The organism is Frigidibacter sp. (assembly GCF_030695035.1).
In the GTDB taxonomy this organism is placed as follows: Bacteria; Pseudomonadota; Alphaproteobacteria; order Rhodobacterales; family Rhodobacteraceae; genus Frigidibacter.
Window position 1 is genome coordinate 150276 of sequence record NZ_JAUYTT010000001.1, and the last position, 25463, is coordinate 175738.

Annotated in this window: 26 protein-coding genes; 7 read left to right on the forward strand and 19 right to left on the reverse strand. The window is 68.2% G+C overall.

Features of this window, described 5'->3' with window-relative positions:
* Positions 1 to 10 precede the first annotated feature (10 nt).
* The 14 genes from ybgF to ruvC form a co-directional block, all read right to left on the reverse strand.
* Positions 11 to 844, reverse strand: a complete 834-nt coding sequence (gene ybgF, locus Q8S30_RS00710; protein ID WP_305664125.1) for a tol-pal system protein YbgF — start codon at positions 842 to 844, stop codon at positions 11 to 13.
* 14 nt (positions 845 to 858) lie between these two features.
* Positions 859 to 1392: a peptidoglycan-associated lipoprotein Pal gene (gene pal, locus Q8S30_RS00715; protein WP_305664126.1), complete on the reverse strand. Its 534-nt coding sequence runs from the start codon at positions 1390 to 1392 to the stop codon at positions 859 to 861.
* Positions 1393 to 1504: 112 nt separating this feature from the next.
* Positions 1505 to 2830 carry a Tol-Pal system beta propeller repeat protein TolB gene (tolB, locus tag Q8S30_RS00720; RefSeq protein ID WP_305664127.1) on the reverse strand — a complete coding sequence of 442 codons (1326 nt, stop codon included), beginning with the start codon at positions 2828 to 2830 and terminating at the stop codon, positions 1505 to 1507.
* Between the two features lie 170 nt (positions 2831 to 3000).
* Entirely contained in the window at positions 3001 to 4212 is a 1212-nt protein-coding gene (locus tag Q8S30_RS00725; protein ID WP_305664128.1) for a hypothetical protein, read from the reverse strand.
* A 9-nt stretch (positions 4213 to 4221) separates the two neighbouring features.
* Complete coding sequence (gene tolR / locus Q8S30_RS00730; protein WP_305664129.1) at positions 4222 to 4707, reverse strand: protein TolR; 486 nt, start codon at positions 4705 to 4707, stop codon at positions 4222 to 4224.
* Between the two features lie 3 nt (positions 4708 to 4710).
* Positions 4711 to 5406 (reverse strand): protein TolQ, encoded by a 696-nt coding sequence (gene tolQ / locus Q8S30_RS00735; protein WP_305664130.1) that lies wholly within the window; start codon positions 5404 to 5406, stop codon positions 4711 to 4713.
* Positions 5407 to 5575: 169 nt separating this feature from the next.
* Positions 5576 to 5977, reverse strand: a complete 402-nt coding sequence (ybgC, locus tag Q8S30_RS00740; protein WP_305664131.1) for a tol-pal system-associated acyl-CoA thioesterase — start codon at positions 5975 to 5977, stop codon at positions 5576 to 5578.
* Positions 5974 to 6597 carry a hypothetical protein gene (locus Q8S30_RS00745; protein WP_305664132.1) on the reverse strand — a complete coding sequence of 208 codons (624 nt, stop codon included), beginning with the start codon at positions 6595 to 6597 and terminating at the stop codon, positions 5974 to 5976. The genes ybgC and Q8S30_RS00745 overlap by 4 nt, the downstream gene beginning before the upstream one ends.
* Positions 6594 to 6905: a MazG nucleotide pyrophosphohydrolase domain-containing protein gene (locus Q8S30_RS00750; RefSeq protein ID WP_305664133.1), complete on the reverse strand. Its 312-nt coding sequence runs from the start codon at positions 6903 to 6905 to the stop codon at positions 6594 to 6596. Before Q8S30_RS00750 ends, Q8S30_RS00745 begins: the two co-directional genes overlap by 4 nt.
* A gap of 49 nt (positions 6906 to 6954) precedes the next feature.
* On the reverse strand, positions 6955 to 8007 hold the full coding sequence (gene ruvB / locus Q8S30_RS00755; protein WP_305664134.1) for a Holliday junction branch migration DNA helicase RuvB: 1053 nt from the start codon (positions 8005 to 8007) through the stop codon (positions 6955 to 6957).
* A 156-nt stretch (positions 8008 to 8163) separates the two neighbouring features.
* A complete protein-coding gene (locus Q8S30_RS00760) occupies positions 8164 to 8784 on the reverse strand; it encodes a hypothetical protein (protein ID WP_305664135.1) in 621 nt (206 codons plus the stop codon).
* An 89-nt stretch (positions 8785 to 8873) separates the two neighbouring features.
* A complete protein-coding gene (gene htpX, locus Q8S30_RS00765) occupies positions 8874 to 9785 on the reverse strand; it encodes a zinc metalloprotease HtpX (RefSeq protein ID WP_305664136.1) in 912 nt (303 codons plus the stop codon).
* 52 nt (positions 9786 to 9837) lie between these two features.
* Positions 9838 to 10500, reverse strand: coding sequence for a Holliday junction branch migration protein RuvA (ruvA, locus tag Q8S30_RS00770; protein ID WP_305664137.1), 663 nt, complete (start codon positions 10498 to 10500; stop codon positions 9838 to 9840).
* Positions 10497 to 11078: a crossover junction endodeoxyribonuclease RuvC gene (ruvC, locus tag Q8S30_RS00775; RefSeq protein WP_305664138.1), complete on the reverse strand. Its 582-nt coding sequence runs from the start codon at positions 11076 to 11078 to the stop codon at positions 10497 to 10499. The genes ruvA and ruvC overlap by 4 nt, the downstream gene beginning before the upstream one ends.
* Positions 11079 to 11456: 378 nt before the next feature.
* Here ruvC and Q8S30_RS00780 point away from each other — a divergent pair, with 378 nt between their 5' ends.
* A complete protein-coding gene (locus tag Q8S30_RS00780; RefSeq protein ID WP_305664139.1) occupies positions 11457 to 11651 on the forward strand; it encodes a DUF1127 domain-containing protein in 195 nt (64 codons plus the stop codon).
* A 457-nt stretch (positions 11652 to 12108) separates the two neighbouring features.
* On the opposite strand, the gene Q8S30_RS00785 is transcribed toward Q8S30_RS00780, so the two are convergent.
* Together Q8S30_RS00785 and msrA are read right to left on the reverse strand one after the other, a co-directional pair.
* Positions 12109 to 12984 carry a 50S ribosomal protein L11 methyltransferase gene (locus Q8S30_RS00785; RefSeq protein WP_305664140.1) on the reverse strand — a complete coding sequence of 292 codons (876 nt, stop codon included), beginning with the start codon at positions 12982 to 12984 and terminating at the stop codon, positions 12109 to 12111.
* A gap of 216 nt (positions 12985 to 13200) precedes the next feature.
* The gene (gene msrA / locus Q8S30_RS00790; RefSeq protein ID WP_305664141.1) at positions 13201 to 13854 is read right to left on the reverse strand and encodes a peptide-methionine (S)-S-oxide reductase MsrA; all 654 of its coding nucleotides are present in this window, start codon (positions 13852 to 13854) and stop codon (positions 13201 to 13203) included.
* Positions 13855 to 14009: 155 nt separating this feature from the next.
* On the opposite strand from msrA, the gene Q8S30_RS00795 reads away from it, so the two are divergent.
* Complete coding sequence (locus tag Q8S30_RS00795) at positions 14010 to 15146, forward strand: sigma factor-like helix-turn-helix DNA-binding protein (protein ID WP_305664142.1); 1137 nt, start codon at positions 14010 to 14012, stop codon at positions 15144 to 15146.
* A 21-nt stretch (positions 15147 to 15167) separates the two neighbouring features.
* Here the strand turns inward: Q8S30_RS00795 and Q8S30_RS00800 are convergent, their stop codons facing one another.
* Positions 15168 to 17363 carry a primosomal protein N' gene (locus Q8S30_RS00800; RefSeq protein ID WP_305664143.1) on the reverse strand — a complete coding sequence of 732 codons (2196 nt, stop codon included), beginning with the start codon at positions 17361 to 17363 and terminating at the stop codon, positions 15168 to 15170.
* 86 nt (positions 17364 to 17449) lie between these two features.
* On the opposite strand from Q8S30_RS00800, the gene fsa reads away from it, so the two are divergent.
* From fsa to Q8S30_RS00825, 5 genes are all read left to right on the forward strand, one after another.
* Positions 17450 to 18103 carry a fructose-6-phosphate aldolase gene (gene fsa, locus Q8S30_RS00805; protein WP_305664144.1) on the forward strand — a complete coding sequence of 218 codons (654 nt, stop codon included), beginning with the start codon at positions 17450 to 17452 and terminating at the stop codon, positions 18101 to 18103.
* Between the two features lie 340 nt (positions 18104 to 18443).
* Entirely contained in the window at positions 18444 to 19151 is a 708-nt protein-coding gene (locus tag Q8S30_RS00810; RefSeq protein WP_305664145.1) for a DUF484 family protein, read from the forward strand.
* Positions 19148 to 20071, forward strand: coding sequence for a tyrosine recombinase XerC (locus tag Q8S30_RS00815; RefSeq protein WP_305664146.1), 924 nt, complete (start codon positions 19148 to 19150; stop codon positions 20069 to 20071). The genes Q8S30_RS00810 and Q8S30_RS00815 overlap by 4 nt, the downstream gene beginning before the upstream one ends.
* Positions 20072 to 20187: 116 nt before the next feature.
* Positions 20188 to 20487, forward strand: a complete 300-nt coding sequence (locus Q8S30_RS00820; protein ID WP_305664147.1) for a hypothetical protein — start codon at positions 20188 to 20190, stop codon at positions 20485 to 20487.
* Between the two features lie 369 nt (positions 20488 to 20856).
* Positions 20857 to 21549 carry a phosphatidylcholine/phosphatidylserine synthase gene (locus Q8S30_RS00825; RefSeq protein WP_305664148.1) on the forward strand — a complete coding sequence of 231 codons (693 nt, stop codon included), beginning with the start codon at positions 20857 to 20859 and terminating at the stop codon, positions 21547 to 21549.
* A 7-nt stretch (positions 21550 to 21556) separates the two neighbouring features.
* Here Q8S30_RS00825 and Q8S30_RS00830 read toward each other — a convergent pair whose 3' ends face one another.
* Together Q8S30_RS00830 and ileS are read right to left on the reverse strand one after the other, a co-directional pair.
* On the reverse strand, positions 21557 to 22006 hold the full coding sequence (locus Q8S30_RS00830) for a methylated-DNA--[protein]-cysteine S-methyltransferase (RefSeq protein ID WP_305664149.1): 450 nt from the start codon (positions 22004 to 22006) through the stop codon (positions 21557 to 21559).
* A gap of 4 nt (positions 22007 to 22010) precedes the next feature.
* Positions 22011 to 25019, reverse strand: coding sequence for an isoleucine--tRNA ligase (gene ileS, locus Q8S30_RS00835; protein WP_305664150.1), 3009 nt, complete (start codon positions 25017 to 25019; stop codon positions 22011 to 22013).
* Positions 25020 to 25463 lie beyond the last annotated feature (444 nt).

Here is a 25463-nt window from a genome sequence, read left to right on the forward strand (position 1 = left end):
GCCCGTCACGTCACTGGCAGCCCAAGGTGCGCATCTGCGACGCCGCCTCGGCCGTGGCAAGGTGCCCCGGGAAGCGGGTGCCCACTTCGGTCAGCGTCACGCAGGCCTCTTGCGCCTGCCCCAGTTGCCCCAGCGAAGTGCCAAGCCGCAGCAGGTTGTCGGCCGCGAACGGCCCGTCCGGGCTTCCCGAGAAGCCTTCCAGATAGGCGCGTGCGGCATTCGCCGTCTCGCCCAGCTTGGTCAGCGCCTCACCGCGCCGGAAATGCGCCTCGCCGGTCAGGGGGCCACCCGTGTAGGTTTGGGTAAAGGTCGCAAAGAGGTCAGCGGCGCCGCGAAAGTCACCTTGATCGAGCACCGCCCGGGCCCGATCAAAGTCCGCCTGCTCGCCCACCGCAAGCTGTGCTCCGCCCGAAGGCGGCGCAGTCGTCCCCGGTACCGGCAGCGCCGGGACCGCGCTGCCTGCCTCGCCGCCAAGCGTGGTGGTGATGGGAAGGTTGGCGATGTCGCAGCCCGTCTCCATCTCGCACAGACGGAACTCCAGATCGCCGACCCGGTTGGTGCCATCCGACACCACGCGGTCGATGCGGTTCTGCAGCTCTTCCGTCTGCGATGTCAGGCGCGATAGCTCCGCCTCCATCGTGTTCATCCGGTCGAGCGCGGTGGCGCCGCCCGCAGCCTGCAAGCCGGTGCCAGAGCTGACCAGCTCTGACTTCAGCGATTGCAGCGAGGCGGCCAGCTGCGACAGCTCGGCTCGGATATCGGCCAGCGTTTCAGCCTTGGCAGCCCCTGCAAAGGGGGCGGCCAGTGCAAACACGCACAGGGCAAGGCCCGGAAGCCGGATCATCGCGCCCCCCGTTCTCAGCTACCGGCCCCGACCGAGATCACGGTCACGGCGCGGCGGTTCTGGGCATAGCAGCTTTCATCCGAGCAGACCTGCAGCGGGCGCTCCTTGCCATAGCTGACGGTGCGCAGACGGCTGGGCTGGACGCCCTGGCTGACCAGGAACTCCTGCACGGCGCTGGCGCGACGGGCGCCAAGCGCAAGGTTGTATTCGCGCGTGCCCTGCTCATCGGCATGGCCTTCGATGATCGCGGTGTATTGCGGGTGGCTTGCAAGCCACTGGCCTTGGCCGGTCAGGATCATCCGCGCCTCGGGGTTGATCGTCGACTGGTCCACCTGGAACAGCACCCGGTCACCCACGGTCTGCGCGAAATAGGCCGGCGAGTTCGGGTCATTGGCGCCGCCAAGCCCGGCGCTGCCGATGCCGTCGGTGCCATAGCCGCCGGGGCCTCCCGCACCGCCTGCGCCGCCCGCACCGAACCGGTTGGGGTTGTTGCAAGCCGCCAGCGCCAGAACGCCGATCAGAAGTAGGGCCGAAGAGTGCAGTCTCATGTCGTTCCGCCTGTGTTTATTGGCCTTTGGCCATAAGATGTGTCGAATGGCCGTTGGCCGTCAGGTTAACAGTCTGGCCGCGATTTGGAAACGCCCCTCCTGAGAGGCCGCGTCAGGGCAGCAGCGGCGACCAGGCCGGGTCCGAGGCTGCGCCATCGGTGGTCACCGCCTTCAGGTTCCGCCCGGTGATATCCACCGAGTACAGCCGCGGCTCGCCGCCCGCGCCGGCGCTTTCGCGGGTGAACATGATCACCCGGCCGTTCGGCGCCCAGGTCGGGCCCTCATCGAGGAACGAGGCGGTCAGCAGCCGCTCTTCCGAGCCGTCCGTGCGCATCACGCCGATGTGGAAGCGGCCCTGGTTCTGCTTGGTGAAGGCGATGAGGTCACCGCGGGGCGACCAGACCGGGGTGCCATAGCGGCCCTCGCCAAAGCTGATCCGCGTCGGCTCGCCGCCGGTGGCGGACATGACGTACAGCTGCTGGGTGCCAGACCGGTCGCTTTCGAACACGATGCGGCTGCCATCGGGGCTGAAGGACGGCCCGGTCTCGATCGCCGGGGTATTGGTCAGCCGCACCGACTGGCCGGTGTTCAGGTCCATCTTCCAGATGTCGGTATTGCCGCCCTGCTCCAGCGAATAGACCACCTGCCGCCCATCGGGCGAAAAGCGTGGGGCGAAGGTCATGGTGCCCGGCGTTTCCGGCAGCAGCTGCGCGGTGACAGACGCCACGTTCAGCAGCTTGATCCGCGGGAAGCCGGTTTCAAAGGTGGTGAACAGCACCCGGTCGCCGGTGGGCGAGAAGCGCGGGGCCAGCACGATGGTGCTGCTATCGGTCAGGTACTGCACATTGGCGCCGTCGTAATCCATCACGCCAAGGCGTTTCTGGCGCTGGTCCTTGGGGCCGGCTTCGGCGACGAAGACCACCCGGCTGTCAAAATAGCCGCTCTCGCCGGTGATCCGGCTATAGGCGGCATCGGCAACCTTATGGGCCATGCGGCGCCAGCTGGCGGTGGTGGCGGCAAATTGCAGCCCCTCGCCGAGTTGCTGGCCGGAATAGATGTCATAAAGCCGGAACTTCACCGTCAGCCGGTCACCCGAGACCGACACGGCCCCGGTGATCAGCGCCTCGGCATTCACGGCCTTCCAATCGGCATAGCCCACCGGCGCATCAAAGCTGGTGACCCGCGCGATATGGGCCGAGGCCGGGATCTCGCGGAACAGGCCCGTCCCGCTGAGGTCGGACGCGACAACGCGCGAGATTTCGGCGGCATATTGCTGTGCAGCGGCATTCTCGGCCACGAAGGCCGGCACCGCATAGGGCAAAGGCTCGATCACGCCCTCGGTAATTTCCAGCCGCAGCGGGCCATCCTGCGCCGCCACCGGCGCCGCTGTGAAAGCTGCGCCGGCAAGTGCCAGCGCCCATGTCAAACTGCGAAGCATCGGCGTCACACCCTCTTTGTTGGGGACCTTGCCGGCCGCCCTTGGAAACTCGTTTCTTGCAGCAGCATATGGCAAGGGCACGACGGCCCCGGCCACATCTGCGTGACCAACCTGCACCGGGGCGGATCGTTCCGCCCTGCAGAGGAGGGGCACGGCCTGCGCGGCGCCCATCACTTGATCCTCATGTTCGTCGGGTTGAAGATCATCTCGATCTCATCCCATTGGTCATATTTCTCGGCCGGCAGGTCATAGCCGGTCGCGCCGCAGCGGATGATCGCACGCCGGGCGGCCTCATAGGCCTGCCGTGCCGCCGCATCCGATCCGCCCTCATAGCCCAGCATCTCGATGCTGTTCGACTGCGGTTTGCCGTCTTGCGACATCAGCACCCGCACCGTCACCGTTACCTGCAGCGCCTCGGAAGACAGCGAGCCGGTATTCCAGCAGGCCTGCACCGCCACGCGCAGCGCATCCTTCTCGCCCGCGGTCATCGGCGGGCCGGACGGGGCCTGTCCCTGCCCGGCGGCAGCCTCGGGCGCCTCCACCGGGGCGCTTTCGGCCAGGGCCTCGGCAAGCGCATCCGCCACCGCATCCTCACGCGAAGGTGCGGGCGCGGCTGGTTCGGGCGCAGCCGCTGCCGTCTCGGTCGGGGCCGGGCGCGCGGGCGCTGCCGGGCGCTGCCGGGGCCGGGGCGTCGCGGCGGGGGCAGAGCTTTCGGGGGCCTCGTCGGTTTCGGTCGCCTCGGTCACAATCTCGGTCGTCGCCTCGGGCGGCGCGGCCTCTTCCACCGGGGGTTCCGGCACCGGCTCGGGTTCGGGCGTGGGTTCGGGCTCCGTCTCCGCCACCGCAGTCTCTGCAACCTGCGCGTCGGGTTCCGGCGCCTCGGCGGGCGTCGGTGCCACGCGCGGCGCGGGGCGCGGCTTCGGCCGCGGGCTGACCTCGGTCAGAATCGTCGCGCTCGGCTCTTCGACCGGCGGGGTCGGCGGCGTCGGCGGGGCCTCGGGCACTTCGGGCACCGGGGGGGTCAGTTCGGTGACATCGGGCGCCACATCGGGCTCGGGCGCAGGCTCGGGGGCCGGCGGCTCTGGCGTTACCTGCTCGGGCTCCGCCGGCTGCTCGGCCGGGGCCGCCTCAGGCTCCGGCGCTTCGGGCGCAGAAGGAGCCGACGGCTCCTCAGGCGAGGCCACCGGCGCGCGGCTCGCCGCTGCCTCGGCCGCTGCAGAAATCGCCGCAAACTCGGTTTCCGACATCAGCGAGACCTCGGCCATCTCGACCGGCGGGCTTTCCTGCGGCTGGAACAGCCAGCCACCCAGCACGGCCCACAGGAACAACCCTGCATGCCCCGCCGCCGATACCGTCATGCCGATCTTTTCCGGGCTCGCCATGGGCTGCCTTTACTCGCTCGGGGCCGCTACCGCGCCATCGAACCGGGGGCCGCCCGCCTCGGTCACGAGGATGATCGAGGTGAAGCCGCCCGCATTCAGCGCGCCCATCACCTGCACCACACGTTCATAGGGGATCGACCCGTCAGCACGCAGGAACAGCTTGTCGTCATTCCGCTCGGCCGCGATGGCGCGCAGCTTCTCGATCAGCTCGTTCTCGGGCGTTTCGGTGTTCATGATCATCACCGGCCCTTCGGCGGTGATCGAAATGGTCAGCGGCTCTTCCTGCTCGGTCGGCACCGCCTGCGCGGCGGTCTTGGGCAGTTCCAGCGGCACGCCAACGGTCATCAGCGGGGCGGCAACCATGAAGATCACCAGCAGCACCAGCATCACGTCCACGAAGGGCGTGATGTTGATCTCGCTCATCGCGGCAGGCTTGCCCCGCCGCCGCCCGCGCCGGCCGCCCCCGCCGGATTTTCTGGCAACGCCCCCGCCCATGGCTCAGGCGTCCAATTGGCGCGAGAGGATGGTGGCAAACTCGTCGGCAAAGGCCTCATAGCCCGACACGATCTTGTCGCTGTCGGCGGAAAGCTTGTTGTAGAAGATCACCGCCGGGATAGCGGCCAGCAGGCCGATGCCCGTGGCCAGCAGCGCCTCGGCAATGCCCGGTGCCACGACCGCAAGGCTGGTATTTTGCGAAATGGCGATTTCCTCGAACGCGGTCTTGATGCCCCAGACCGTGCCGAACAGGCCGATGAACGGCGCCGTCGCGCCGGTGGTGGCCAGCACCCCCAGCCCCATGTTCAGCCGCTCAGCCTCCTTGGCAATTGCCACGTCCATCGACCGGTCGATCCGCGCCTGCGCGCCGGCGATCAGCCCGCCATCCTGCCGGTGGCTGCGGCGCCATTCCAGCATCCCGGCGGCAAAGATCTTCTCGCTGGCACCATCGGGCGCGCTGCCGATCTTCTCGAACAACTCATCCAGCGGCTCACCCGACCAGAAGGCACGGTCGAAGATCGCCGCCTCGCGCTGTGCCAGCCGATAGGTCAGCAGCTTCTGCACGATGATCGACCAGGACCAGATACTGGCAATCGCCAGCACCAGCATCACCAGTTTCACGGTCAGGGTGGCGCGCGCAAAAAGCGCAAGCAAGGAGAAGTCGATCTCCTGCGCCATCGCAAGGGCTTCGGTTTCCATATCTGTACTGCTCGCCGGTTGTGGGGCCGCATTGTCGCGGCTCTCATTACACGCGATTCTATACAGGGTAAGGGGAAATGCCAACACATCTGCGTCAATGCCGCATTGCGGCGCTGCGGTTGAGGCAAGTTCCGCGCCCGCTGCCGCCTTGGACGGCGGAATGCTGCCGTCAGTGCAGCGCCGGGATCAGCTTTTGCCGCAGCATTGCCGGAACCCGCGCCGGCTGCCCGCCCTCGCCGATGCAGACCAGCACCACCTGCGCCTGAAACAGCCGCTCTCCGCCGCGCGTGACGGCCTGATCCAGCACGATCCGCGCGGCGCTGATGGTCACCAGCCGCGTTTCCACCACCAGCTCGTCATCATAGCGGGCCGGGCGCAGATAGTCCGCCTCCACCCGCCGTACTGCGAAGACGATCCCGGTTTCCGCCTTCAGCCGCGCCTGATCCAGCCCGAGGCCGCGCACCCACTCGCTGCGCCCCCGCTCGATGAACTTCAGGTAGTTGGCGTAATAGACGATCCCGGCGAGGTCGGTATCCTCGTAATAGACCCGCAGGGCAAAGCTATGCGTCATGCCAGCCGCCCCGCCCGCGCCGCCAGCCGCAGCCCGTGGCTGGCCTCCTGCGCCGCCACCGGCAGCACCGGGTCATAGGCGGCGCGGATCACCGCCGCGATCTCGGGCCGCAGCACCGCCACGCCCTCCACCAGCCCCAGCGGCGAGGCCTCGCGGAACGCCGCATCCGACCACAGCACGATCACCTGCACCGCCTGGCTCAGCGCCAGCGTCGCCGCCGGCACCTCGGCCAGCGCCTCATCCATCCGCACGAAGACGAACGCCGCCTTGATCGCGCCCGAGGGATCGAAGCGGAACACCCGGTACTGGTTCGCCTCCGCCGCCTGCAGCCGCGCCACCAGCGGCGCCAGCCCGTCCAGCAGGCGGTCAAGGTTCGGCACCTCCAGCAACTCTGCCCAGTCCCGCAGGAAGAACACCATCAGGTTGGCGCCAAGCTCGGGGTCATGTTCGGCCATCTTGTGCCCGGCCAGTACCACCACCGCCTCGATGGCGCCCTTGACGGTGGACAGGGTTGCATCATCCACCCCGAACACCACCGGCACGATGGGCCGGCCCCAGCGGGCGAACAGATATTCCCCCGATGCGCGGGTAAACAGCGCAGTCACCTCCTCCGCCGTCATGCCGCACCCTCGACCGGCAGATAGCGCCCCCATTTGCGCGCCATGGCGGCGGGCAGGTCGATGCCCTGCCAGCGCGCGAACAGCAGCACCATCGCCAGCAGATCCGCCGCCTCGTCCTCCAGCGCGAGCTTGTCCACCTCGCCCCGCCCGCGCCCCGAGGTCTTCAACCAGGCCGCCTGCAACTCGCCCGCCTCCTCGGTCAGCTTGGCCAGATACCAGGCCGCGTCGCGGTCGATGCCAAAGCGTTCGGCGTAGATATCCGACACGGCCTGCGCCATGTCCGACAAGCCGTCCAGATCCCGTACCATTGCCTGCCCCCTTTGCTCTTGCCCCAGAATACCCGCTCCGCCGGCGGCGTCAGCCGAAAAGGTCGGTCTGCCCCGGCAGCACCGGCGCGGCCATGCCCAGATGGCTCCAGGCCCGGCTCGCCAGCATCCGCCCGCGCGGGGTGCGCTGGATCAGGCCCTGTTGCAGCAGGTAGGGCTCGATCACCTCCTCGATCGCATCCCGCGCCTCGGACAGCGCCGCCGACAGCGTTTCCACCCCCACCGGGCCGCCCGCGTAATGCTCTGCGATCAGCATCAGATAGCGGCGGTCAGCGCCGTCCAGCCCCAGATGATCCACCCCCAGCCGGGTCAGCGCGCTATCAGCAATCTCGCGCGTCAGCCGCCCGTCGCCCTCGACCAGCGCGAAATCCACCACCCGCCGCAGCAGCCGCCCTGCAATCCGCGGCGTGCCCCGCGCCCGCCGCGCAATCTCGCGCGTGCCTTCGGGATCGGCCGAGATCCCCATCAGCCGCGCCCCGCGCGCCACGATCAGGTCCAGCTCATCCTCGGTATAGAATTGCAGCCGGGTCGGGATGCCGAAGCGGTCGCGCAGCGGCGTCGTCAGCAGCCCCAGCCGGGTCGTCGCCCCGACCAGCGTGAAGGGCTGCAGCTCGATCCGCACCGTGCGCGCCGCCGGCCCCTCGCCGATCACCAGATCCAGCTCGAAATCCTCCATCGCCGGATACAGGATCTCCTCCACCGCCGGGTTCAGCCGGTGGATCTCGTCGATGAACAGCACATCGCGCGCTTCAAGGTTGGTCAGGATCGCCGCCAGATCGCCCGCCTTGGCGATCACGGGGCCCGAGGTCATGCGGAAACTCACCCCCAGCTCGCGCGCCATGATCTGCGCCAGCGTGGTCTTGCCAAGGCCGGGGGGGCCGTGGAACAGCGTGTGATCCATCGCCTCGCCGCGCATCTTCGCGCTCTCGATGAACACCCGCAGATTGGCCCGCGCCTCGGCCTGCCCCACGAACTCCGACAGCGCCTGCGGCCGCAGCGCCCGGTCCGCCCCGCCCGGATCCTCGGGCAGGCTGGCAGGGCGCAGCATCGGATCGGGGACCGGGGGAGAGGCGGGGGCGGGCATCGGGCAACCTTTGCGACGTTTCCTGTCCGTTCTCACCCGGAACGGGATGCGATGCAAGCGGGGTGGGGTTTGCGGTCCAAGTCCGGAGGTGCATGCCGCAGGTCAAGGGCGTGGAGACAGAGGTTCTCCCGGGCGTCGTCCAGATCGGCGTGAGAGTTAGCCCGGAGGCGCGAGGATGAGTGCCAAATTGGCCATCCTCTGAATTTGCTCTTGAGATGGAGCCTTCTTTCTAGAACGATGCGACGCCCAAATTTGCGCTGCTTCGAGAAACTCTTTCCCGTTGCTTCCCAGCTGCTCATCTCGAATCAGGGAGGTAACGAGGTCAGCATATCTTCTTCGGTCGATGCGCGAATACTTGGCTGCAGTTCTGCCGTCTATACGCGAATCCGAAGCGATTTCTTCAAGGCGATCTCTTATCTTCAGCCAGCTGGATGACAAATCATCAAATGTCAATTCGCTAGGCGCAGACTGTTCGACGTGTTCGACATCGGCCTCTTCGTCAACCGCTTGCTTATCTGATACATCTGCTCTGATCTGGGCGGTGCTTGCCGTGAGACTGCTCAGCTTTTCCTCGATGTCTGCGAGCGACTGCTGAACGCGAGCCTGATGCTCAGTTAGCAGCTTGTCTGTCGTGTCGAGCGCAGACTTTACATCCCTAACTTTCCCGCTGAATAGCCCCCACCCGAGTAGCACTGCCGCAATTGCGCCGAGGAAAGTGATTGCCCCTGAGCCAAGTGTAGCTTGAGGCTGGCTTAAGTTTATTAGCCAGTCTGGCATTCTATGATTCTCCAGAAATTAATTTTCTGGATACACAGGGTAGGAAGGTTTGAGCGAAATCAAGTGTCCATCTACATGTATCGTCCCCCTCAACTCCAAGGCCCCTTCCGCGCCGCCCTTCTCACCCTCGGCACCCGGCTCGGCCCCGCGTCCACCGCAGCGCGCGGGGCCTCCCCCACCATCGCCCGCAACGCCGCGATCCGGTTCTGCGTGTTGGGATGCGTCGAGAACAGCTTGTCATGGGCATGGGCGTGCAGCGGGTTGATGATGAACATATGCGCGCTGGCCGGGTTCTGCTCGGCCGCCGGGTTGTCGATCCGCTGCGCAAAGGCCTCGATCTTGCCAAGTGCGGAGGCGAGCCACAGCGGCTGCCCGCAGATTTCCGCCCCCGCCCGGTCCGCCTCATATTCCCGCGTGCGGCTGATCGCCATCTGCACCAGCCCCGCCGCCATCGGCGCGAGGATCATCAGCACCAGCGTGCCGATCAGCCCGCCCTGCCGCTCGCGGTTGCCAAAGAACAGCGCGAAGTTGGCGAGCATCGAGATCGCCCCGGCAAAGGTCGCCGTCACCGTCATGATCAGCGTGTCATGATTGCGGATATGCGCCAGCTCATGCGCCATCACCCCCGCCACCTCCTCGGGGCTCAGCCGCGCCAGCAGCCCGGTGGTCGCAGCGACAGCGGCATTCTGCGGGTTGCGCCCCGTCGCGAATGCGTTCGGCTGATCCGTCTCGATGATGTAGCATTTCGGCACCGGCATCCCGGCCCGCAGCGCCATCTCGCGCACCATGCCCACATAGGCGGGCGCCTCGGCCTCTGTCACCTCCCGCGCGCCGTGCATCCGCAGGACGGCCTTGTCGGAGTTCCACCAGCCGAACAGGTTCATCGCCCCGGCAACGACCAGCGCGATTAGCATCCCGCCCTGCCCGCCCAGCAGATAGCCAAGCCCCATGAACAGCGCCGTCATCGCCGCCATCAGGATCGCCGTCTTGGTATAGCCCATGCCCGCCTCCAGCCACTTCACCGCCGGAATATGGGAACCGCTGGCCGTTGCCTCAACCCTTCGGCGCGAGGAGCCGCAACGCCGCGCGGATCAGCACCGGCGTCGGCGCATCCGGCTCCGCCCCCGCCGCCTCCGCCACCGCCCCCGCCGCCTCGCCCTGCCCGTAGCCGAGGTTGACCAGCGCCGAGAGCGCATCCGCTGTCGCCGCCGCCGTGGGCGACACCGCCGCCGGCCGCCTAGTCCGCGGCACCGGCTCCAGCACGTCCTCGGGCTGGCTCACATCCACCGTCAGCGTGCCGCCCATCGCCATCACGCCCGGCGCCTTGTCCTTCAGCTCCATCACCACCCGCTGCGCCAGCTTCGGGCCGACGCCCGGCGCCTGCCGCACCGCGTTCCAATCGCCAAGCGCAATCGCCCGGCCCACGCCCTCGGCCCCCAGCGTGCCAAGGATCGCCATCGAGGCCTTGGCCCCGATCCCCTGAACGGACGTCAGCAGCCGGTGCCATTCCTTCTCCAGCAACGTGGAAAACCCGAACAGCTGCAACAGATCCTCGCGCACGAGGAGCTCGGTATAGAGCGCACAGGCCTCGCCCACCGGCGGCAAACTCGCCGCCGTGCGGTCCGACACATGCACGATATAGCCCACGCCGCGCACGTCGATCAGCACATGATCCATCGCCCGGTGCAGGATCACCCCTGCGATACGCCCGATCATGCCACGCCTCCCTTGACCCGAGTCCGCGCGATCTCGGCCCAGCCATCCACCGCGCCCCGCGGCGTCTTCGCCCGCGTCTCGGCACTGCGCACCGCCGCCGACATCCGCCCGGCGCTTTGCAGGTGATGCGCATGGGTGATCGCCACCGCCAGCGCATCGGCGGCATCCGGCCCCGCCAGTTCCACCCCCGGCAGCTGGAAGCGCACCATATGCGCCACCTGATCCTTGCCGGCATGGCCGACGCCGACCACCGCCTTCTTCACCGCGTTCGGCGCATATTCCCCCACCACCAGCCCGCGCTGCGCCGGCACCAGCAGCGCCACCGCCCGCGCCTGCCCCAGCTTCAGCGTGCCGCTGGCATCCTTGTTGACGAAAGTCTGCTCCACCGCCGCCGCCGTCGGCTCAAAACGGGCGAAGACCTCGGTCAGCTGATCGAACAGCGCCAGCAGCCGCTGCGCCAGATCGCCGGTCCCCGAGAGGCAGAGGCCATTTGCAACATGGCTCAGCCGCGCGCCGGTCACGTCGATGACGCCCCAGCCCATGGTTCGCAGCCCCGGATCGATTCCCAAAACCCGCATAGCGCCCTGCCTCCGCCCTTGTTTTGCTGCCCCATCAACGCCGGTCTCGGCCACGCTTGGCCGATTGCCGACAGTTTGTGGCTTTTCTGACGCACTAGCACAAAACGCGAACGTTCGCCAGCGACAAGGCGCACCTTCGCACTTGCAGCAAAGCCGCCACACATTCTGCCCGAAAGCGACATTCCGGATCGCCATTTCGACAGGTTTCACGGGCAGTTTTGCCCGTTGTGAATATCCCGTGAACGGCGCCTGCGAGCCATGCAGCGGCAGCATGACGACCATGCCTTTGCCCATCTTGCGTTATAAAACCGCCCAGCCTATTTGCGGTTCACGAAGCACGATGCTTCCGAATTACGCACTTTATGAAGGACTAAAATCATGGCCGCCTTTGAAACGAACCGCATGGCTGCCGCGGGCGCCGGTGTCGGTCTCGCGGGTCGGCTCTTTGCCGCTTTTGCCGCATGGAACGATGCGCGCGTGACCCGTAAGGCGCTGTCGCGTCTGTCGGACCGCGAACTGGACGATATCGGTCTGTCGCGCAGCGACATCGACGCGATCAGCGCCCGGGGCTAACACCCGGGAACACTCTCGCAGTGGCGGGCCTCATAGCCCCTGCCTGGCGCGGGTGACGACGACGATCTGAAGACAGGGCCGTGGCAGAGACATCTGCACCGGCCCTTTGTCTTGTTGGGGCTTTGTGTTTTCGGGCCTTGGCGTATACCGGCCGAAGCCACCCCAAACCTCGCCGCGGGTAATTCGGGTGGGAACAGGCGAGGCACTGCCTCGCCCCCGCCCGTGCGTGACGGACGCTCCCGGTGCCATCGGCAACATGAGACCGTGTGAGGCCAGCGCCCGCCAAGGGCAGGGCGGGCGCTGGCCGGGCCCTTTGGGGGCCCGTCCGGTGCAGGATGCTATGGCACCGCGTGGCGAAGGCGATGGCCTTCGCCAATGCGACCGGCGGAGTCGGAGGGCGCTCGTCCGCCCCAGTCCGAAGATCAGCCGCGGAGCCGTATAGGCCCGCGCGCGCTAGTCAGCCCGCCAATTTCTTCATCACCAGCGTCGTCCACTCGCCCAGCTCATTGCGCGCCGCAACCTCGAACCCGTTCTCCAGATAGGCCGCGACCGTCTCATCCGCCTGCGGGTTGAGGATGCCCGACAGCACCGCATAGCCGCCCGCGCCGATATGCGCCGCCATGTCGGGCGCCAGCTCGATCAGCGGGCCCTTCAGGATATTGGCGAAGACGAGGTCATAGGGCGCAGCCTCGGCATGGCGGGGATGCTCGAACCCCGCCGCCTCGAAGCACTCCACCCGGCCAGCCAGATTGTTCGCGGTGACATTCGCCGCCGCCGTCTCGACAGCGATCTGGTCGAGGTCCGAGGCCATGATGGTGCCCGGCCAGATCCGCGCCGCCGCCATCGCCAGCACCGCCGTGCCGCAGCCGATATCCGCCACGTTGCGCCCGACAAAGCCGTCCGTCGCCAGCCGGTCCAGCGCCAGCAGGCAGCCCTGCGTCGTGCCATGATGCCCGGTGCCGAAGGCCATCGCCGCCTCGATCAGCAGCGGCTCGGCATCGGCCGGAACCTTCTCGGCATCATGCGCGCCATAGATGAAGAACCGCCCCGCCACGATCGGGTGCAGATCGCGCCGCACATGCGCAACCCAGTCGGTCTCGGGGATCTCCGACACCGCGAAGGGCGCTGCGCCAAAGGCCATCGCCAGGATCGCCAGCTGCGTCTCGTCGGGCTGCTCGAGGAAGTAGCCCCCCACCTCCCAACGGCCCGAGCCATCCTCGATCTCGAACACGCCGACCCCGGTCGGTTCCGGCGTCAGGTCTTCGAGCGCCTCGCCCAGGGCCTCGGCCGGTTCGCGGCCGTCAAGCGTGGTCAGCGCGGTGAAGGTGGTCATGGCTTGGGCTCCGGGGTTGGGTCGGGCCTGCGATAGGCCCGGGCGCTTGCTGCGTCAAGCGCTGGAGAGGCGGCCGAGGCCGGGGGCGCTGCCCCCGGACCCCCGGGATATTTGGGCCAAAACGAAGGGCAAGAGCGGGAATGCGCCGCCGATTCCTGAGCGTTTCGGTTTGCATATGCCATATGTATGGCTTCTGTATGGATTCTGTATCCTGCCTCAGGCGGTCAAGCCGATGGGGCAGGACACGCCGGTGCCACCGATCCCGCAATAGCCGTCCGGGGTCTTGGCGAGGTATTGCTGGTGGTACTCCTCGGCGTAGAAGAACTCCGGCGCCGGCAGGATCTCGGTGGTGATGGCGCCGTAGCCGGCGGCCGCAAGGCGTGTCCCATAGACCACGCGGCTGGCTTCTGCCGCCTGCTGCTGCGCGTCCGAGAAGGTGTAGATGCCGCTGCGATACTGCGTGCCGCGGTCATTGCCCTGGCGCATTCCCTGCGTGGGATCATGGTTCTCCCAGAAGGTTTTCAGAAGCGATTCGAAGGAGATAACGGCGGGATCATAGATCACCCGCACCACTTCATTATGCCCGGTGAGGCCCGAGCAGACCTCCTTGTAGGTGGCATTCGGGGTCAGCCCGCCGGCATAGCCCACCATCGTCACCCAGACGCCGGGCAGGTCCCAGAACTTGCGCTCCACCCCCCAGAAACAGCCCATGCCGAAGACGGCTTCCTCCATCCCCTCCGGCACCGGCCCGGTCAGCGGGCGGCCGTTCAGGAAATGGGTCTCGGCGGTCGGGATCGGCTCTGCGCGGCCCGGCAACGCCTCGGCCAGGGTCGGAAGGTCGGGTTTGCGTCCGAAGAGGGCATTCAGCATGATGGGCTCCTGTTCTGGGGTTGCCCCCTATGTAGGGCGGGCGGTGCTTTCCTGCCAGTGGGGGCCAGCACCGCGCGGGTTGCGATGGACCTGGCGGGGGGACTGGCCTTACACTTGATCCAGCGCGCCGCAGAGCGTGGGCAGGACCACAGCACATGACACATCTGGACGACATCCGCGCGATGATCCCCTCGCTGCGCCGCTTCGCGCGGGCGCTGGTGCAGGACCGTGCCGCCGCCGACGATCTGGTGCAGCGCTGTCTGGAGGTTGCGCTGGCACAGGGCGCGCCGGGGCAGGACCTGCGCGGCTGGCTGTTCGGCCTTCTGCTGGGGATGCAGCGGGAGGGCGAGGCGCCTGCGCCTTTGGCCCGGCTACCGGAAGATCAGCGGTTGGCGCTGCTGCTGGTGGCGGTGGAGGGGCTGACGCTGGCCGAGGCCGCGACGGCGCTGGAGGTGTCCGAGGGCGCGCTGGTGTCCCGGCTGGGCCGGGCGCGGGAGATGCTGCGCGAGGGGCCTCGTCCCAGATCGCGGGTCGCGGGCAAGGCCGCGCTCGGCGACATAGCGCTGTTGGCCTGGCGGTATGGCAGGCTCTCGGCCGACGAGGAGGCGGGGTTCCCGGCGCGGCTGGCGGCGGACCCGGCGGCGCAGGCCACGCTGGCGGAGTGGGACCGGCAGGATGCGGCGCTTGCCCTGCTCCACCCGGTGGTGGCGGAGCCGGTGCCGGAGCGGATGCTGGCGCTGTTCGCCAAGGCGCCGGTGCGGCAGGCCCGGCCTCGCCGTTGGCGCCCGATCGCCGCCGCCCTTGCCCTACTGGCGATGGGTGCTGCGGGGGGCTGGGGCGCCGCGTGGTGGATGCAGCCCCGGCAAACCGCCGAGCTGCCGATGCTGGCCGCCCTGCGCGCCCATGACGCTTATGCGGATGTCGCCCGGCCGGCCGAACTCGGCTCTGAGCGGATCGACTACGTGACTGGCTGGCTCTCGACCCGCCTCGGTCGCCCCTTCGCCTTGCCCGATCTGGGGGCGTTCGGCTTTCATCCTGTCGGGGGCCGCCTGCTGCCGGATGCAAGCGGCACCGCGGCCGTGCTGGTCTATGAGAACGGGCCGGGCGAGCGGCTGACGCTGTTCGCCGCCCCCCAGCCCGGAACCGGGGGCACGGCCTTTGGTTTCCTCGAGGAGGGGGCGACCCGGGGCGTGTGGTGGGCGCAGGGTGGCTTTGGCTATGCGGTGGCGGGCGAGATCGCGCAGGACGTGCTGCGCAAGATCGCCATTGCCGCCAAGGAGCAGCTGAGTTGAGGCGGGCTAAAGGACGCCGGGCTACAGAAAACTCTGCGGGTCGATATCCACCGCCAGCCGCAGGTTGTTCGGCGGCTTCATCTGCCCGATCCACTCCGCCAGTGCCGCCTGTAGCGGAGCCGCCTTGTCGGCCTTGACCAGCAGCCGCACCCGGTGGCGGCCCCTCACCCGCGCAATCGGCGCGGGCGCCGGCCCCCAGACCTGCGCCCCGATCCGGCGCAGCGGGCCGTCGCGCCGCGCCAGTTCCGCGCCGAAATCGAACACCGCCTGCAGGTCGGGCGAGGACAGGATGATCCCCGCCATCCGCCCGTAGGGGGGCATCCCCGCCACCCGCCGCTCTGCCGCCTCGGCGCGCCAGAAGGCTTCCTCGTCGCCTCCCAGAATGGCGCGGATCACCGCGTGCTCGGGCTGGAAGGTCTGCAGCAGCGCCACGCCGGCTTTGGCCCCGCGCCCCGCCCGGCCCGCCACCTGCCGCATCAACTGAAAGGTCCGCTCGGCCGCCCGCAGGTCGGAACCTTGCAGGCCAAGGTCGGCGTCGATCACTCCCACCAGCGTCAGTAATGGAAAATTGTGTCCCTTCGCAACCAGTTGCGTGCCGATGATGATGTCGGCCGCGCCCTCGGCAATCTCGAGGATCCGCGCCTTCAGCGCCCGGGCGGAGCCGAACAGGTCCGAGGACAGCACCGCCACCCGCGCATCCGGAAACTTCGCCGCCACCTCTTCGGCCAGCCGCTCCACCCCCGGGCCAACCGGCGCCAGCTTGCCCTCCACCGCGCAGGAGGGGCAGGCGAGCGGGATCGGCCGGCTGTCGCCGCATTGATGGCAGACCAGCCGCTTCAGGAACCGATGCTCCACCATCCGCGCGTCGCATTGCACGCAGCCGATCTGGTGCCCGCAGGCGCGGCAGATGGTGACGGGCGCATAGCCGCGGCGGTTGAGGAACAGCAAGGATTGCTCCCCCGCCGCCAGCCGCGCCTTCACCGCCCCCGCCAGCGTGGGCGAGATCCACTGATCCCCCGGCAGCGTTTCGGCGCGCATGTCAATGGCCCGCATCTCGGGCAACTCCGCCACGCCAAAGCGCGCGCCAAGGTCGATGCGGGCATATTTCCCGGCCTCGGCATTGGCCCAGCTTTCGAGGCTGGGCGTGGCCGAGGCCAGCACCACCTGCGCGGAACACAGCGATGCGCGCAGCACCGCCATGTCGCGGGCATTGTAGAGGACGCCATCCTCCTGCTTGTAGGAGCTGTCATGCTCCTCATCCACGATGATCAGCCCAAGGTCGCGGAACGGCAGGAACAGCGCGGACCGCGCGCCGACCACCAGCTGTGCATCGCCCTGCCCGACCATGCGCCACAGCCGCCGCCGTTCGGTCTGCGTGGCGCCCGAGTGCCATTCGGCGGGGCGCGCACCGAACCGCGCCTCCACCCGCGTCAGGAACTCCGCCGTCAGCGCAATCTCGGGCAGCAGCACCAGCGCCTGCCGGCCCATCGCCAGGCACTCCGCCACGGCCTCGAGATACACCTCGGTCTTGCCCGACCCGGTGACGCCCTTCAGCAGCGTGGTGCCATAGCCGCCACCCTGCACCGCCGCGCGCAGCTGCACCGCCCCCGCCGCCTGATCGCCGGACAGCTCCTTGCCGGGCAGGGACGGGTCGAGCCGCGGATAGGGCAGATCGCGCGGGGCCTCCTCCTCCAGCACGGCGCCAACCTTCACCAGCCCCTTGACCACGCTGGTCGTCACCTCGGCCGCCGCCGCCAGTTCCGACAGGGTCAGCGCCGCACCGCCGAAGGATTGCAGGGCATCGAGCACGCGGGCCCGCGCCTCGGTCATCCGCGCGGGCTCCGTCCCGGCCAGCCGGTAGACGCGCCGCGGCCCCGGCGCCTCCCCCAGCCCCGGGCTTCGCGTTGCCAGCCGCAGCATCGCGGGGGGCGGGGTCAGCGTATAGTCGGCGGCGCGCAGCAGGAAGCTGCGCAGCTCTGCCCGCATCGGTGCCGCATCCAGCACCCGGTTCACCGCGCGCAGCTTGGCCAGATCGAACCCGCCCTCGCCCGGCCCCCAGACCACGCCCGGCACCAGCCGCGGCCCCAGCGGCACCACGACAAAGGCGCCCTCGGCGCAGCCGCCTTCCGGCGCGCGGTAATCCAGCGGCCGGCCGATCGGCTCTGCCGTCAGCACTGCGACCCGGGCCCCCTCGGGGAAGAACGTACCTTCATCCACGCCGGGCACCCCATGCAAACGGGGGTTTCGGCACCGGCCTGGTTGCGGTATCAGGACGGCGCCCCTTTCTTTGCAGGACACCCCCCATGAAATTCTTCGTCGATACCGCCGATGTGGCCGCCATCAAGGAACTCAACGACCTTGGCATGGTCGATGGCGTGACCACCAACCCGTCGCTGATCCTCAAGTCGGGCCGCGACATCATCGAGGTCACCAAGGAAATCTGCGACATGGTCGAAGGCCCGGTCTCGGCCGAGGTTGTGGCTCTGGAAGCCAAGGACATGATCGCCGAAGGTCTGAAACTCGCCAAGATCGCCCCCAACATCGCGATCAAGGTGCCGCTGACCTGGGCCGGCCTGACCGCCTGCAAGGCTTTCGCATCCGAAGGCCACATGGTCAATGTCACGCTGTGCTTCTCGGCCGCGCAGGCGATCCTGGCCGCCAAGGCCGGCGCGGCATTCATCTCGCCCTTTATCGGCCGTCTGGACGATATCAACCTCGACGGCGTGCAGCTGATCGACGATATCCGCACCATCTATGACAATTACGATTTCGATACCGAGATCCTGGCAGCCTCGATCCGCAACGTGAACCACATCACCGATGTGGCCCTGGTCGGCGCCGACGTGATCACCGCGCCGCCCGCCGTCATCAAGGCGATGGCGAACCATATCCTGACCGACAAGGGGCTGGAGCAGTTCACCGCTGATTGGGCGAAGACCGGGCAGAAGATCCTCTGACCTCTCGCGCTTCGTGAATGACAGGGCCCGTCGCATTGCTTGTGGCGGGCCTTTTGCTTTCTGCTCTTCGCCCGGAATCAAGGCGCTTCAGCGCCACCGGGCAGCGCCCGTCCGCCCCCGCGGGCGGGCGCTACTCAACCGTTCCGCGTAGAACTACGGTGGAGGTAGGCCGCACCATAAACCGCCTAGAACGAGCGTTGCAGCGCCCACCCGGCGGACCGGCGCCGCCCTCTGTCTGTGCAGGCCGAACCAACTTCCTCACGCAACCTTCACAGCATTGTTTCAACGCCCCCCTGCCTGTATGCTCCCCCCAGAAGCCCCGAACGGACGGACCCGAGCCATGGCCGAAAGCGCCCCCATCGACCAGCCGCTGCGCGACAGGATCATCTCGCAACCCGAGGTCATCCTCGAGGACCGCGACCTGATGCGTGCGCTGATCGCCGCCAACGAACGGGCGATGGGCGCCAATATCGTCGATCTGCGCGGCATCGCGATGGAACGGCTCGAGGCGCGGCTGGACCGGCTGGAGGATACCCACCGTTCCGTCATCGCCGCCGCCTACGAGAATCTCGCCGGCACCAACCAGATCCATCGCGCCGTCCTGCGGATGCTGGAGCCGCTGAAGTTCGAGGATTTCCTGCTGGCGCTTGGCACCGACCTGGCCGAGATCCTGCGGCTCGATGCGGTGCGGCTGGTGCTGGAAACCGTGCAGGCCGGCGATGATCCGGCGCTGGCGCGGGTGGGCGCGGTGCTCTGCGTGGCTGAGCCGGGCTTTGTCGAGGCCTACCTCCGCGGCCCCCGCAACGGCGTGATGCGGCCCGTGGTATTGCGCCAGACCCATCCCTCCGCCGACGGCGTCTATGGCGACAAGGCCGGCTGGATCCGCTCCGAAGCCGCGATCCGGCTGGATCTGGGCGACGGGCGCTTGCCGGCGATGCTGGTCCTCGGCTCGGAAGACCCGCACCATTTCAAGCCGACGCAGGGCACCGACCTGCTGGCCTTCTTCGCCGGCGCGTTCGAGCGTGCGATGCGGCGCTGGCTGGCGTGAGCCTGTCGCTGACGCCCGCAGTGCGCGATGCGCTGCAGGCCTGGCTGTCGCATCTGGCCGCGCTGGACGGGGCCGCGGAGAACACCGTCACAGCCTATCGTACCGATGTCGTCGGCTTCCTGAGCTTCCTCGGCCAGCACTGGGACACCGCCCCCGGCACCGCCGCCCTCGCCGCGATCACCCAAGCCGACCTGCGCGCCTGGATGGCGGCAGAGCGCAGCCGCGGCGTCGGCGCGCGCTCCCTCGCCCGCGCCCTCTCCTCGGTCCGCAGTTTCTACCGCTGGCTGTCCGACCGTGAGGGCTTTGACGCCACCGTCGTCCTCGGCGCCCGCAGCCCGCGTTTCAAGCGCCCGCTGCCACGCCCGTTGGCCGAGGATGCGGCCCGCGCCATGATCGGCATGGTCGAGGATCAGGCCCGCGAGCCTTGGACAGCCGCCCGCGACGCCGCGGTGCTGACGCTGCTCTGGGGCTGCGGGCTGCGGATATCGGAAGCGCTTGGCCTGACCGGCGCCGATGCGCCCTTGCCGCCCGTGCTGCGGATCATCGGCAAGGGCGGGCGAGAGCGGATCGTGCCAGTGCTGCCCGCCGCGCGGGATGCGGTCGCCGAATACCTGCGGCTCTGCCCCCATCCCGCCGCCCGCACCGCCGCCCTGTTCCGCGGCGTGCGCGGCGGCGCGCTGAACCCCCGGCAGGTGGCCCGCGCAATGGAACTGGCGCGCATGAGCCTCGGCCTGCCCGCCACCGCCACGCCCCACGCCCTGCGCCACAGCTTCGCGACGCATCTGCTGGCGGCGGGCGGCGATCTGCGGGCGATCCAGGAGCTTCTGGGCCATGCCTCGCTGTCCACGACGCAGGCCTACACGGCGGTGGATTCGGCGCGGCTGATGGAGGTCTATGCGGCGGCCCATCCACGGGCTTGATGGGGCGGGGACTCGGGGCAGCGACTCGGGGCAGCGACTCGGGGCGGGGGCAACGGCTTCTTAACGGGTCGCGATGCACAGTGCGGAGCATGTTCCCAAACCAGAAGGGTTTTCCGATGGACATGAACCAGATTTCCGGCGCCGCACCCAGCCTCGGCAGCGTCGCGCTGAAACGGTTGGACGACGATGCCTCGGGCGGCCTGACCCGCAAGGAAGTGGCCGGCCAACCCCAGTTCGAAGCTGCCTTCCGCCGCGCCGATACCGACAACAATCGCTCGCTCGACGCGGCAGAGATCGACGCGCAGGTTGAAACCCACCGCCGCCGCGACGCCCGCCCCGAGTCGATGAACCAGGCGATCTTCGCGGCCGTACTGGACGGGCGCCGCGATGGGTCCGGGAGGGCGACGCGGGCGTGACACCCGCGCAGGCGGCGCGCGGCGCAGCACGAGAGCTGGCAGGAAGGCAGCGTGCGAGAGCTCACGCCCGCCGCTCCCATCAGCACGGCGGCGCCCGGCGCTGCCGCGCGGCAGAGAGCCCCAGCGCGGTACAGGGGCCCCTGCGCCAAAGGAGGCTCACGCGACCAGAGGACTCATCTCCACAAAGGAGTGAGGACGACAGAAGGAGTCCGGCGCGGCAATGCGGCCACGCGCGACACGAAGACCCCCGCGACCGAAGACCCCGCGCGTGAATGAGTGGCAGCGCACCGCACCGAGCCCGCCCCCCACACACACCTTTCCGCGCCCGCCCCCGTTGCGCCCTTGCGCAAATTCCTTCATGACGGTTGGATGACTCTCCGCTTCAAAGCCCTCTTCGTCCATCTGCTCACCGCCACTGGCGCCGTGCTGTCCATGCTCGCCATGCTCGCCGCGGTCGAGGAGCAGTGGAGCCTGATGTTCCTGTGGCTGGTCGTGGCGTTGGTCGTGGACGGGATCGATGGCCCGCTGGCCCGGCGCTATCAGGTCACCGTCAACTGGCCCACCTATGACGGGGTGCTGCTGGACCTGATCATCGACTACCTGACCTATGTGTTCATCCCGGCCTATGCGCTGTTCAAGTCCGGCATCCTGCCCGGCTGGACCGGATGGATCGCCATCATCCTCATCGTCTATGGCTCGGTGATCTACTTCGCCGATACGCGGATGAAAACGAAGGACAATTCCTTCTCGGGCTTCCCCGCCTGCTGGAACATGGTGGTGCTGGTCCTGTTCGCGCTGAAGCCGAATTTCGAGCTGACGCTGGCGATCGTGGTCGCCTTGGCAGTGGCGATGTTCCTGAACATCAAGTTCATCCACCCGGTGCGCACCGACCGCTGGCGCGCGATTTCCCTGCCGATGGCACTGGCTTGGACCGGCTTTGCCGGCTGGGCCGCCTGGGTCGATTTCGATCCGCAAAGCTGGGCGCATTGGGGGCTGATCGTGACCTCGCTCTACCTGCTGCTGGCGGGTGTCGTGCAGCAGCTGATCCCGGCCCGGAACTGACGCGCAGCTAGATCAGCAGCCCCGCTGCGCCTTCCAGCCGCAGCAGTGCCACCTTCGTCTCCACCCCGCCCGGCGCGGAAAAGCCGCCAAGGCCGGCCGCGCCGAGAACCCGGTGGCAGGGCACGATCACCGGAATCGGGTTGGCGCCGCAGGCCTGACCAATCGCCTGCGCCGAGACCCCCAGCACCCCCGCCAGTTCGCCATAGCGCCGAGTCTCGCCAAAGGGGATGTCGCAGAGCGCTTGCAGGAACCGCCCGCGGAACCCATCGCCAAGCGCCAACGGCAGGTCGAACCTTGTCAGCCGGCCGGCAAAATAGGCGGCCAGCTGCGCCCCGGCTTCCGCCAGCAGCGGCGAGCCTGCGCCCGCCGCCTCCTCTCCCCATCGCAAACGGGTGATCGCGCCGGCCTCTTCGGTCAGCACCAGCCGGCCGAAGGGGCTGTCGAACCCCGCCTGCACGGGCCTACTGGCCCGCCGAGGTCAGCGCGGCATCGCAGCGCGCGCAGGTGCCAGCGTGCGCGTGTTCGCCCACATCGGGCAGGATCTGCCAGCAGCGCTGGCATTTCTCGCCCTCGGCCAGTTCGAACACCACGCCGACGCCCGGAACCTCGGGCAGGCGGAACGCCTCGGTCGGGGCCGGATCGCCGGTCAGCACCATGCCCGAGGTGATGCAGATCTCGGCGAAATCCACCGATTTCAGCGCCGCCAGCGCCGCCGCATCTTCGACATGCACCACCGGCGCGGCCTCAAGGCTCGCGCCGATCTCCTTGGCGGTGCGCTGCACCTCCAGCGCTGCCGTCACCACCCGGCGCACGCGGCGCAGGGCCTCCCATTTCGCTGCCAGCGGCTCGTCGCGCCAGTCGGCGGGGGTTTCGGGCATGTCCTGCAGGTGCACCGAGGAGGCATCCCCGGGGAAGCGGCAAAGCCAGACCTCCTCCATCGTGAACACCAGGATCGGCGCCAGCCAGGTCGTCAGCCGGTGGAACAGCAGGTCAAGCGTGCTGCGCGCCGCGCGCCGGCGCAGGCTATCTGCCGGATCGCAATAGAGCGCGTCCTTGCGGATGTCGAAATAGACCGCCGACAGATCGACCGTGCAGAAGGTGAACAGCGTCTGGAACACGCCCTGGAAGTCATACTCGCGGTAGCCCTTGCGCACGACATGGTCGAGCTCGGCCAGACGGTGCAGCACCCAGCGTTCCAGTTCCGGCATGTCGGCCGGTGCCACCCGCTCGGCCTCGCTGAACCCCTCGAGGTTGCCGAGCAAGAATCGCATGGTGTTGCGCAGGCGGCGATAGCTGTCGGCGGTGCCCTTCAGGATCTCTTTCCCGATGCGCTGGTCGGCGGTGTAATCCGCCTGCGCCACCCAGAGCCGCAGGATATCCGCGCCGTAATCCTTGACGATTTCCGCCGGGACGATGGTGTTGCCGAGCGATTTGGACATCTTCATGCCCTTCTCGTCCAGCGTGAAGCCGTGGGTCACCACGCCCCGATACGGTGCCCGCCCCTTGGTGCCGCAGGCTTGCAGCAGCGAGGAGTGGAACCAGCCGCGATGCTGGTCGGTGCCTTCCATATAGACGTCCGCGATGCCGTCGGCGGTGCCATCAGCCCGGTCGCGCAGCACGAAGGCATGGGTGGAGCCAGAATCAAACCACACGTCCAGCACGTCGAAGACCTGCTCATAGGCCTCGGCCTCATGCAGCCCGTCCAGCATCCGCGCCTTGAAGCCCGGCGCGTACCACACGTCCGCCCCCTCCGCCTCGAACGCCGCGGCGATGCGGGCGTTCACCGCCGGGTCGCGCAGCAGGAAGTCCGCATCGGTCGGTTTTGCGCCCCGCTTGGTGAAGCAGGTCAGCGGCACACCCCAGGCGCGCTGGCGGCTCAGCACCCAGTCGGGGCGGCTGTCCATCATCGCATGCAGGCGGTTGCGGCCCGAGGGCGGGGTGAACTTCACCAGCCGCTCGATGGAGGCCAGGGCCCGGGCGCGGATGGTGTCACCATACTCGCCCATCCCGTCCTCAAGCGGCTTGTCGATGGCGACGAACCATTGCGGGGTGTTGCGGTAGATCAGCGGCGCCTTTGACCGCCAGGAATGCGGGTAGGAGTGCTTGATCTTGCCCTTGGCAAACAGCGCCCCGGCCCCGTGAAGGGCCTTGATGTTCGACACGTTGGCCGGGCCTTCCTTGCCCTCGGCCGTCAGGATCGCCTGCCCGCCGAAGATCGGGAGGTCGGAGCGGTAGCTGCCATCCGCCTCGACATTGTAGGTCATCTTCAGATCAGGATAGTCAGGCCCCTGAAACTTCAAGAGCATCTGATAGTCGTCATCGCCGTGGGAGGGGGCGGTGTGGACGAAGCCGGTGCCGGCCTCGTCGGTGACATGGTCGCCGGGGAGGAGAGGGACGGGGAAGTTCCACTCGCCGTTGCCGCCTTCGATGTTGGCGTAGGGGTGGGCGAGGATAACGTGCATCAACTCATCGACAGTCACATCGGAGAGGCGGCGATACATGCTCTCTTCAAGCTTCGCTGCCGTCATCACCTGCACCGCCAACGCATCTGCCAGCACGAGGCGCTCGCCGATGACCGCCGTCGATTGCTCAGGTCGGCCCGTCACTTCGTAGAGGCCGTATGCGATGCCCGGCCCGTAAGAGACGGCACGGTTCTGCGGGATGGTCCAAGGCGTCGTCGTCCAGATGACAACTTTCGCCCCATCGAGATTGGATGCACGCGCGTTCACATCCGCGACGTCGCCGCCGGAGGCACCCGTCTGCACAATCGGGAACCGCACCCACACCGTATGGCTGGTCAGGTCGTGATACTCGACCTCCGCCTCGGCCAGTGCGGTCTTCTCCACCGGCGACCACATCACGGGCTTCGAGCCCTGATAGAGCGAGCCGTTCATCAGGAACTTCATGAACTCCTCGGCGATCACCGCCTCGGCGTGGAAGTCCATGGTCAGGTAGGGGTCGGCCCAGTTGCCGGTGATCCCCAGCCGCTTGAACTCCTCGCGCTGGATGTCGACCCAGCCTTCGGCGAACTTGCGGCATTCCTGCCGGAAGGCGACGACATCGACATCGTCCTTGTCGAGGCCCTTGGCGCGGTACTGCTCCTCGATCTTCCATTCGATCGGCAGGCCGTGGCAATCCCAGCCCGGCACATAGCGCGCATCGAAGCCCATCATCTGGTGGCTGCGCACGATCATGTCCTTGATGGTCTTGTTCAGCGCGTGGCCGATATGCAGGTGGCCGTTGGCGTAGGGAGGGCCGTCATGCAGCGTGAAAGGGGTGCGGCCCCCCTCTTGCTTGGCGGCTTTCTCGCGCAGGCGGTCATAGATGCCGATCTCTTCCCACCGCTCCAGCCAGCCCGGCTCGCGCGCGGGAAGACCGGCGCGCATCGGGAACGGGGTTTCGGGCAGGAAAACGGTGTCGCGGTAGTCAACATTGGGGGCGGCAGTCGGGTCAACGGTCTCGGCGCACATCGGAACGATCCTCGGGGGCGGGCCGCATGGGGGCCCTGACTATCTGGGAACGGCGGGCGCGGATCTCCGGCACCCCCCGGCAAGCATCATCCCGGCGGCCCTGACAGCGGTCAGAGCGCCGGGCCGGTAATTCGCAAAGCATGTGCGGCGGGCCGGGTCATGCGCGCCTTATAGGAAAGGGGCGGCGCGGCGTAAAGGGAGGGTGCGCGGGGGAGGGGTCGCCTCTGCAGCTGGCCCCACCCTTGAGCCGACCAGTCCGGGCGGGAAAAGGCGAGGCACTGCCTCGCCCCCGCCCGTGCGAGACCTGTCACCCAGAGCCGGTGGAGACACGAAACCGAATGAGGACAGCGCCCGACCTGGCGGGCGAGAAGCGCCCGCCGAGGGCGGGGCGGGCGCTGGCCGGGCCTTTGAGGCCCGTCCGGTGCAAATGGGCATGTCGCCTCG

Coding starts and splice junctions, on each gene's coding strand:
- ybgF (WP_305664125.1), bottom strand. CDS start 844: ATGATCCGGCTTCCGGGCCTTGCCCTGTGCGTGTTTGCACTGGCCGCC.
- pal (WP_305664126.1), bottom strand. CDS start 1,392: ATGAGACTGCACTCTTCGGCCCTACTTCTGATCGGCGTTCTGGCGCTG.
- tolB (WP_305664127.1), bottom strand. CDS start 2,830: ATGCTTCGCAGTTTGACATGGGCGCTGGCACTTGCCGGCGCAGCTTTC.
- Q8S30_RS00725 (WP_305664128.1), bottom strand. CDS start 4,212: ATGGCGAGCCCGGAAAAGATCGGCATGACGGTATCGGCGGCGGGGCAT.
- tolR (WP_305664129.1), bottom strand. CDS start 4,707: ATGGGCGGGGGCGTTGCCAGAAAATCCGGCGGGGGCGGCCGGCGCGGG.
- tolQ (WP_305664130.1), bottom strand. CDS start 5,406: ATGGAAACCGAAGCCCTTGCGATGGCGCAGGAGATCGACTTCTCCTTG.
- ybgC (WP_305664131.1), bottom strand. CDS start 5,977: ATGACGCATAGCTTTGCCCTGCGGGTCTATTACGAGGATACCGACCTC.
- Q8S30_RS00745 (WP_305664132.1), bottom strand. CDS start 6,597: ATGACGGCGGAGGAGGTGACTGCGCTGTTTACCCGCGCATCGGGGGAA.
- Q8S30_RS00750 (WP_305664133.1), bottom strand. CDS start 6,905: ATGGTACGGGATCTGGACGGCTTGTCGGACATGGCGCAGGCCGTGTCG.
- ruvB (WP_305664134.1), bottom strand. CDS start 8,007: ATGCCCGCCCCCGCCTCTCCCCCGGTCCCCGATCCGATGCTGCGCCCT.
- Q8S30_RS00760 (WP_305664135.1), bottom strand. CDS start 8,784: ATGCCAGACTGGCTAATAAACTTAAGCCAGCCTCAAGCTACACTTGGC.
- htpX (WP_305664136.1), bottom strand. CDS start 9,785: ATGGGCTATACCAAGACGGCGATCCTGATGGCGGCGATGACGGCGCTG.
- ruvA (WP_305664137.1), bottom strand. CDS start 10,500: ATGATCGGGCGTATCGCAGGGGTGATCCTGCACCGGGCGATGGATCAT.
- ruvC (WP_305664138.1), bottom strand. CDS start 11,078: ATGCGGGTTTTGGGAATCGATCCGGGGCTGCGAACCATGGGCTGGGGC.
- Q8S30_RS00780 (WP_305664139.1), top strand. CDS start 11,457: ATGGCCGCCTTTGAAACGAACCGCATGGCTGCCGCGGGCGCCGGTGTC.
- Q8S30_RS00785 (WP_305664140.1), bottom strand. CDS start 12,984: ATGACCACCTTCACCGCGCTGACCACGCTTGACGGCCGCGAACCGGCC.
- msrA (WP_305664141.1), bottom strand. CDS start 13,854: ATGCTGAATGCCCTCTTCGGACGCAAACCCGACCTTCCGACCCTGGCC.
- Q8S30_RS00795 (WP_305664142.1), top strand. CDS start 14,010: ATGACACATCTGGACGACATCCGCGCGATGATCCCCTCGCTGCGCCGC.
- fsa (WP_305664144.1), top strand. CDS start 17,450: ATGAAATTCTTCGTCGATACCGCCGATGTGGCCGCCATCAAGGAACTC.
- Q8S30_RS00810 (WP_305664145.1), top strand. CDS start 18,444: ATGGCCGAAAGCGCCCCCATCGACCAGCCGCTGCGCGACAGGATCATC.
- Q8S30_RS00820 (WP_305664147.1), top strand. CDS start 20,188: ATGGACATGAACCAGATTTCCGGCGCCGCACCCAGCCTCGGCAGCGTC.
- Q8S30_RS00825 (WP_305664148.1), top strand. CDS start 20,857: ATGACTCTCCGCTTCAAAGCCCTCTTCGTCCATCTGCTCACCGCCACT.
- ileS (WP_305664150.1), bottom strand. CDS start 25,019: ATGTGCGCCGAGACCGTTGACCCGACTGCCGCCCCCAATGTTGACTAC.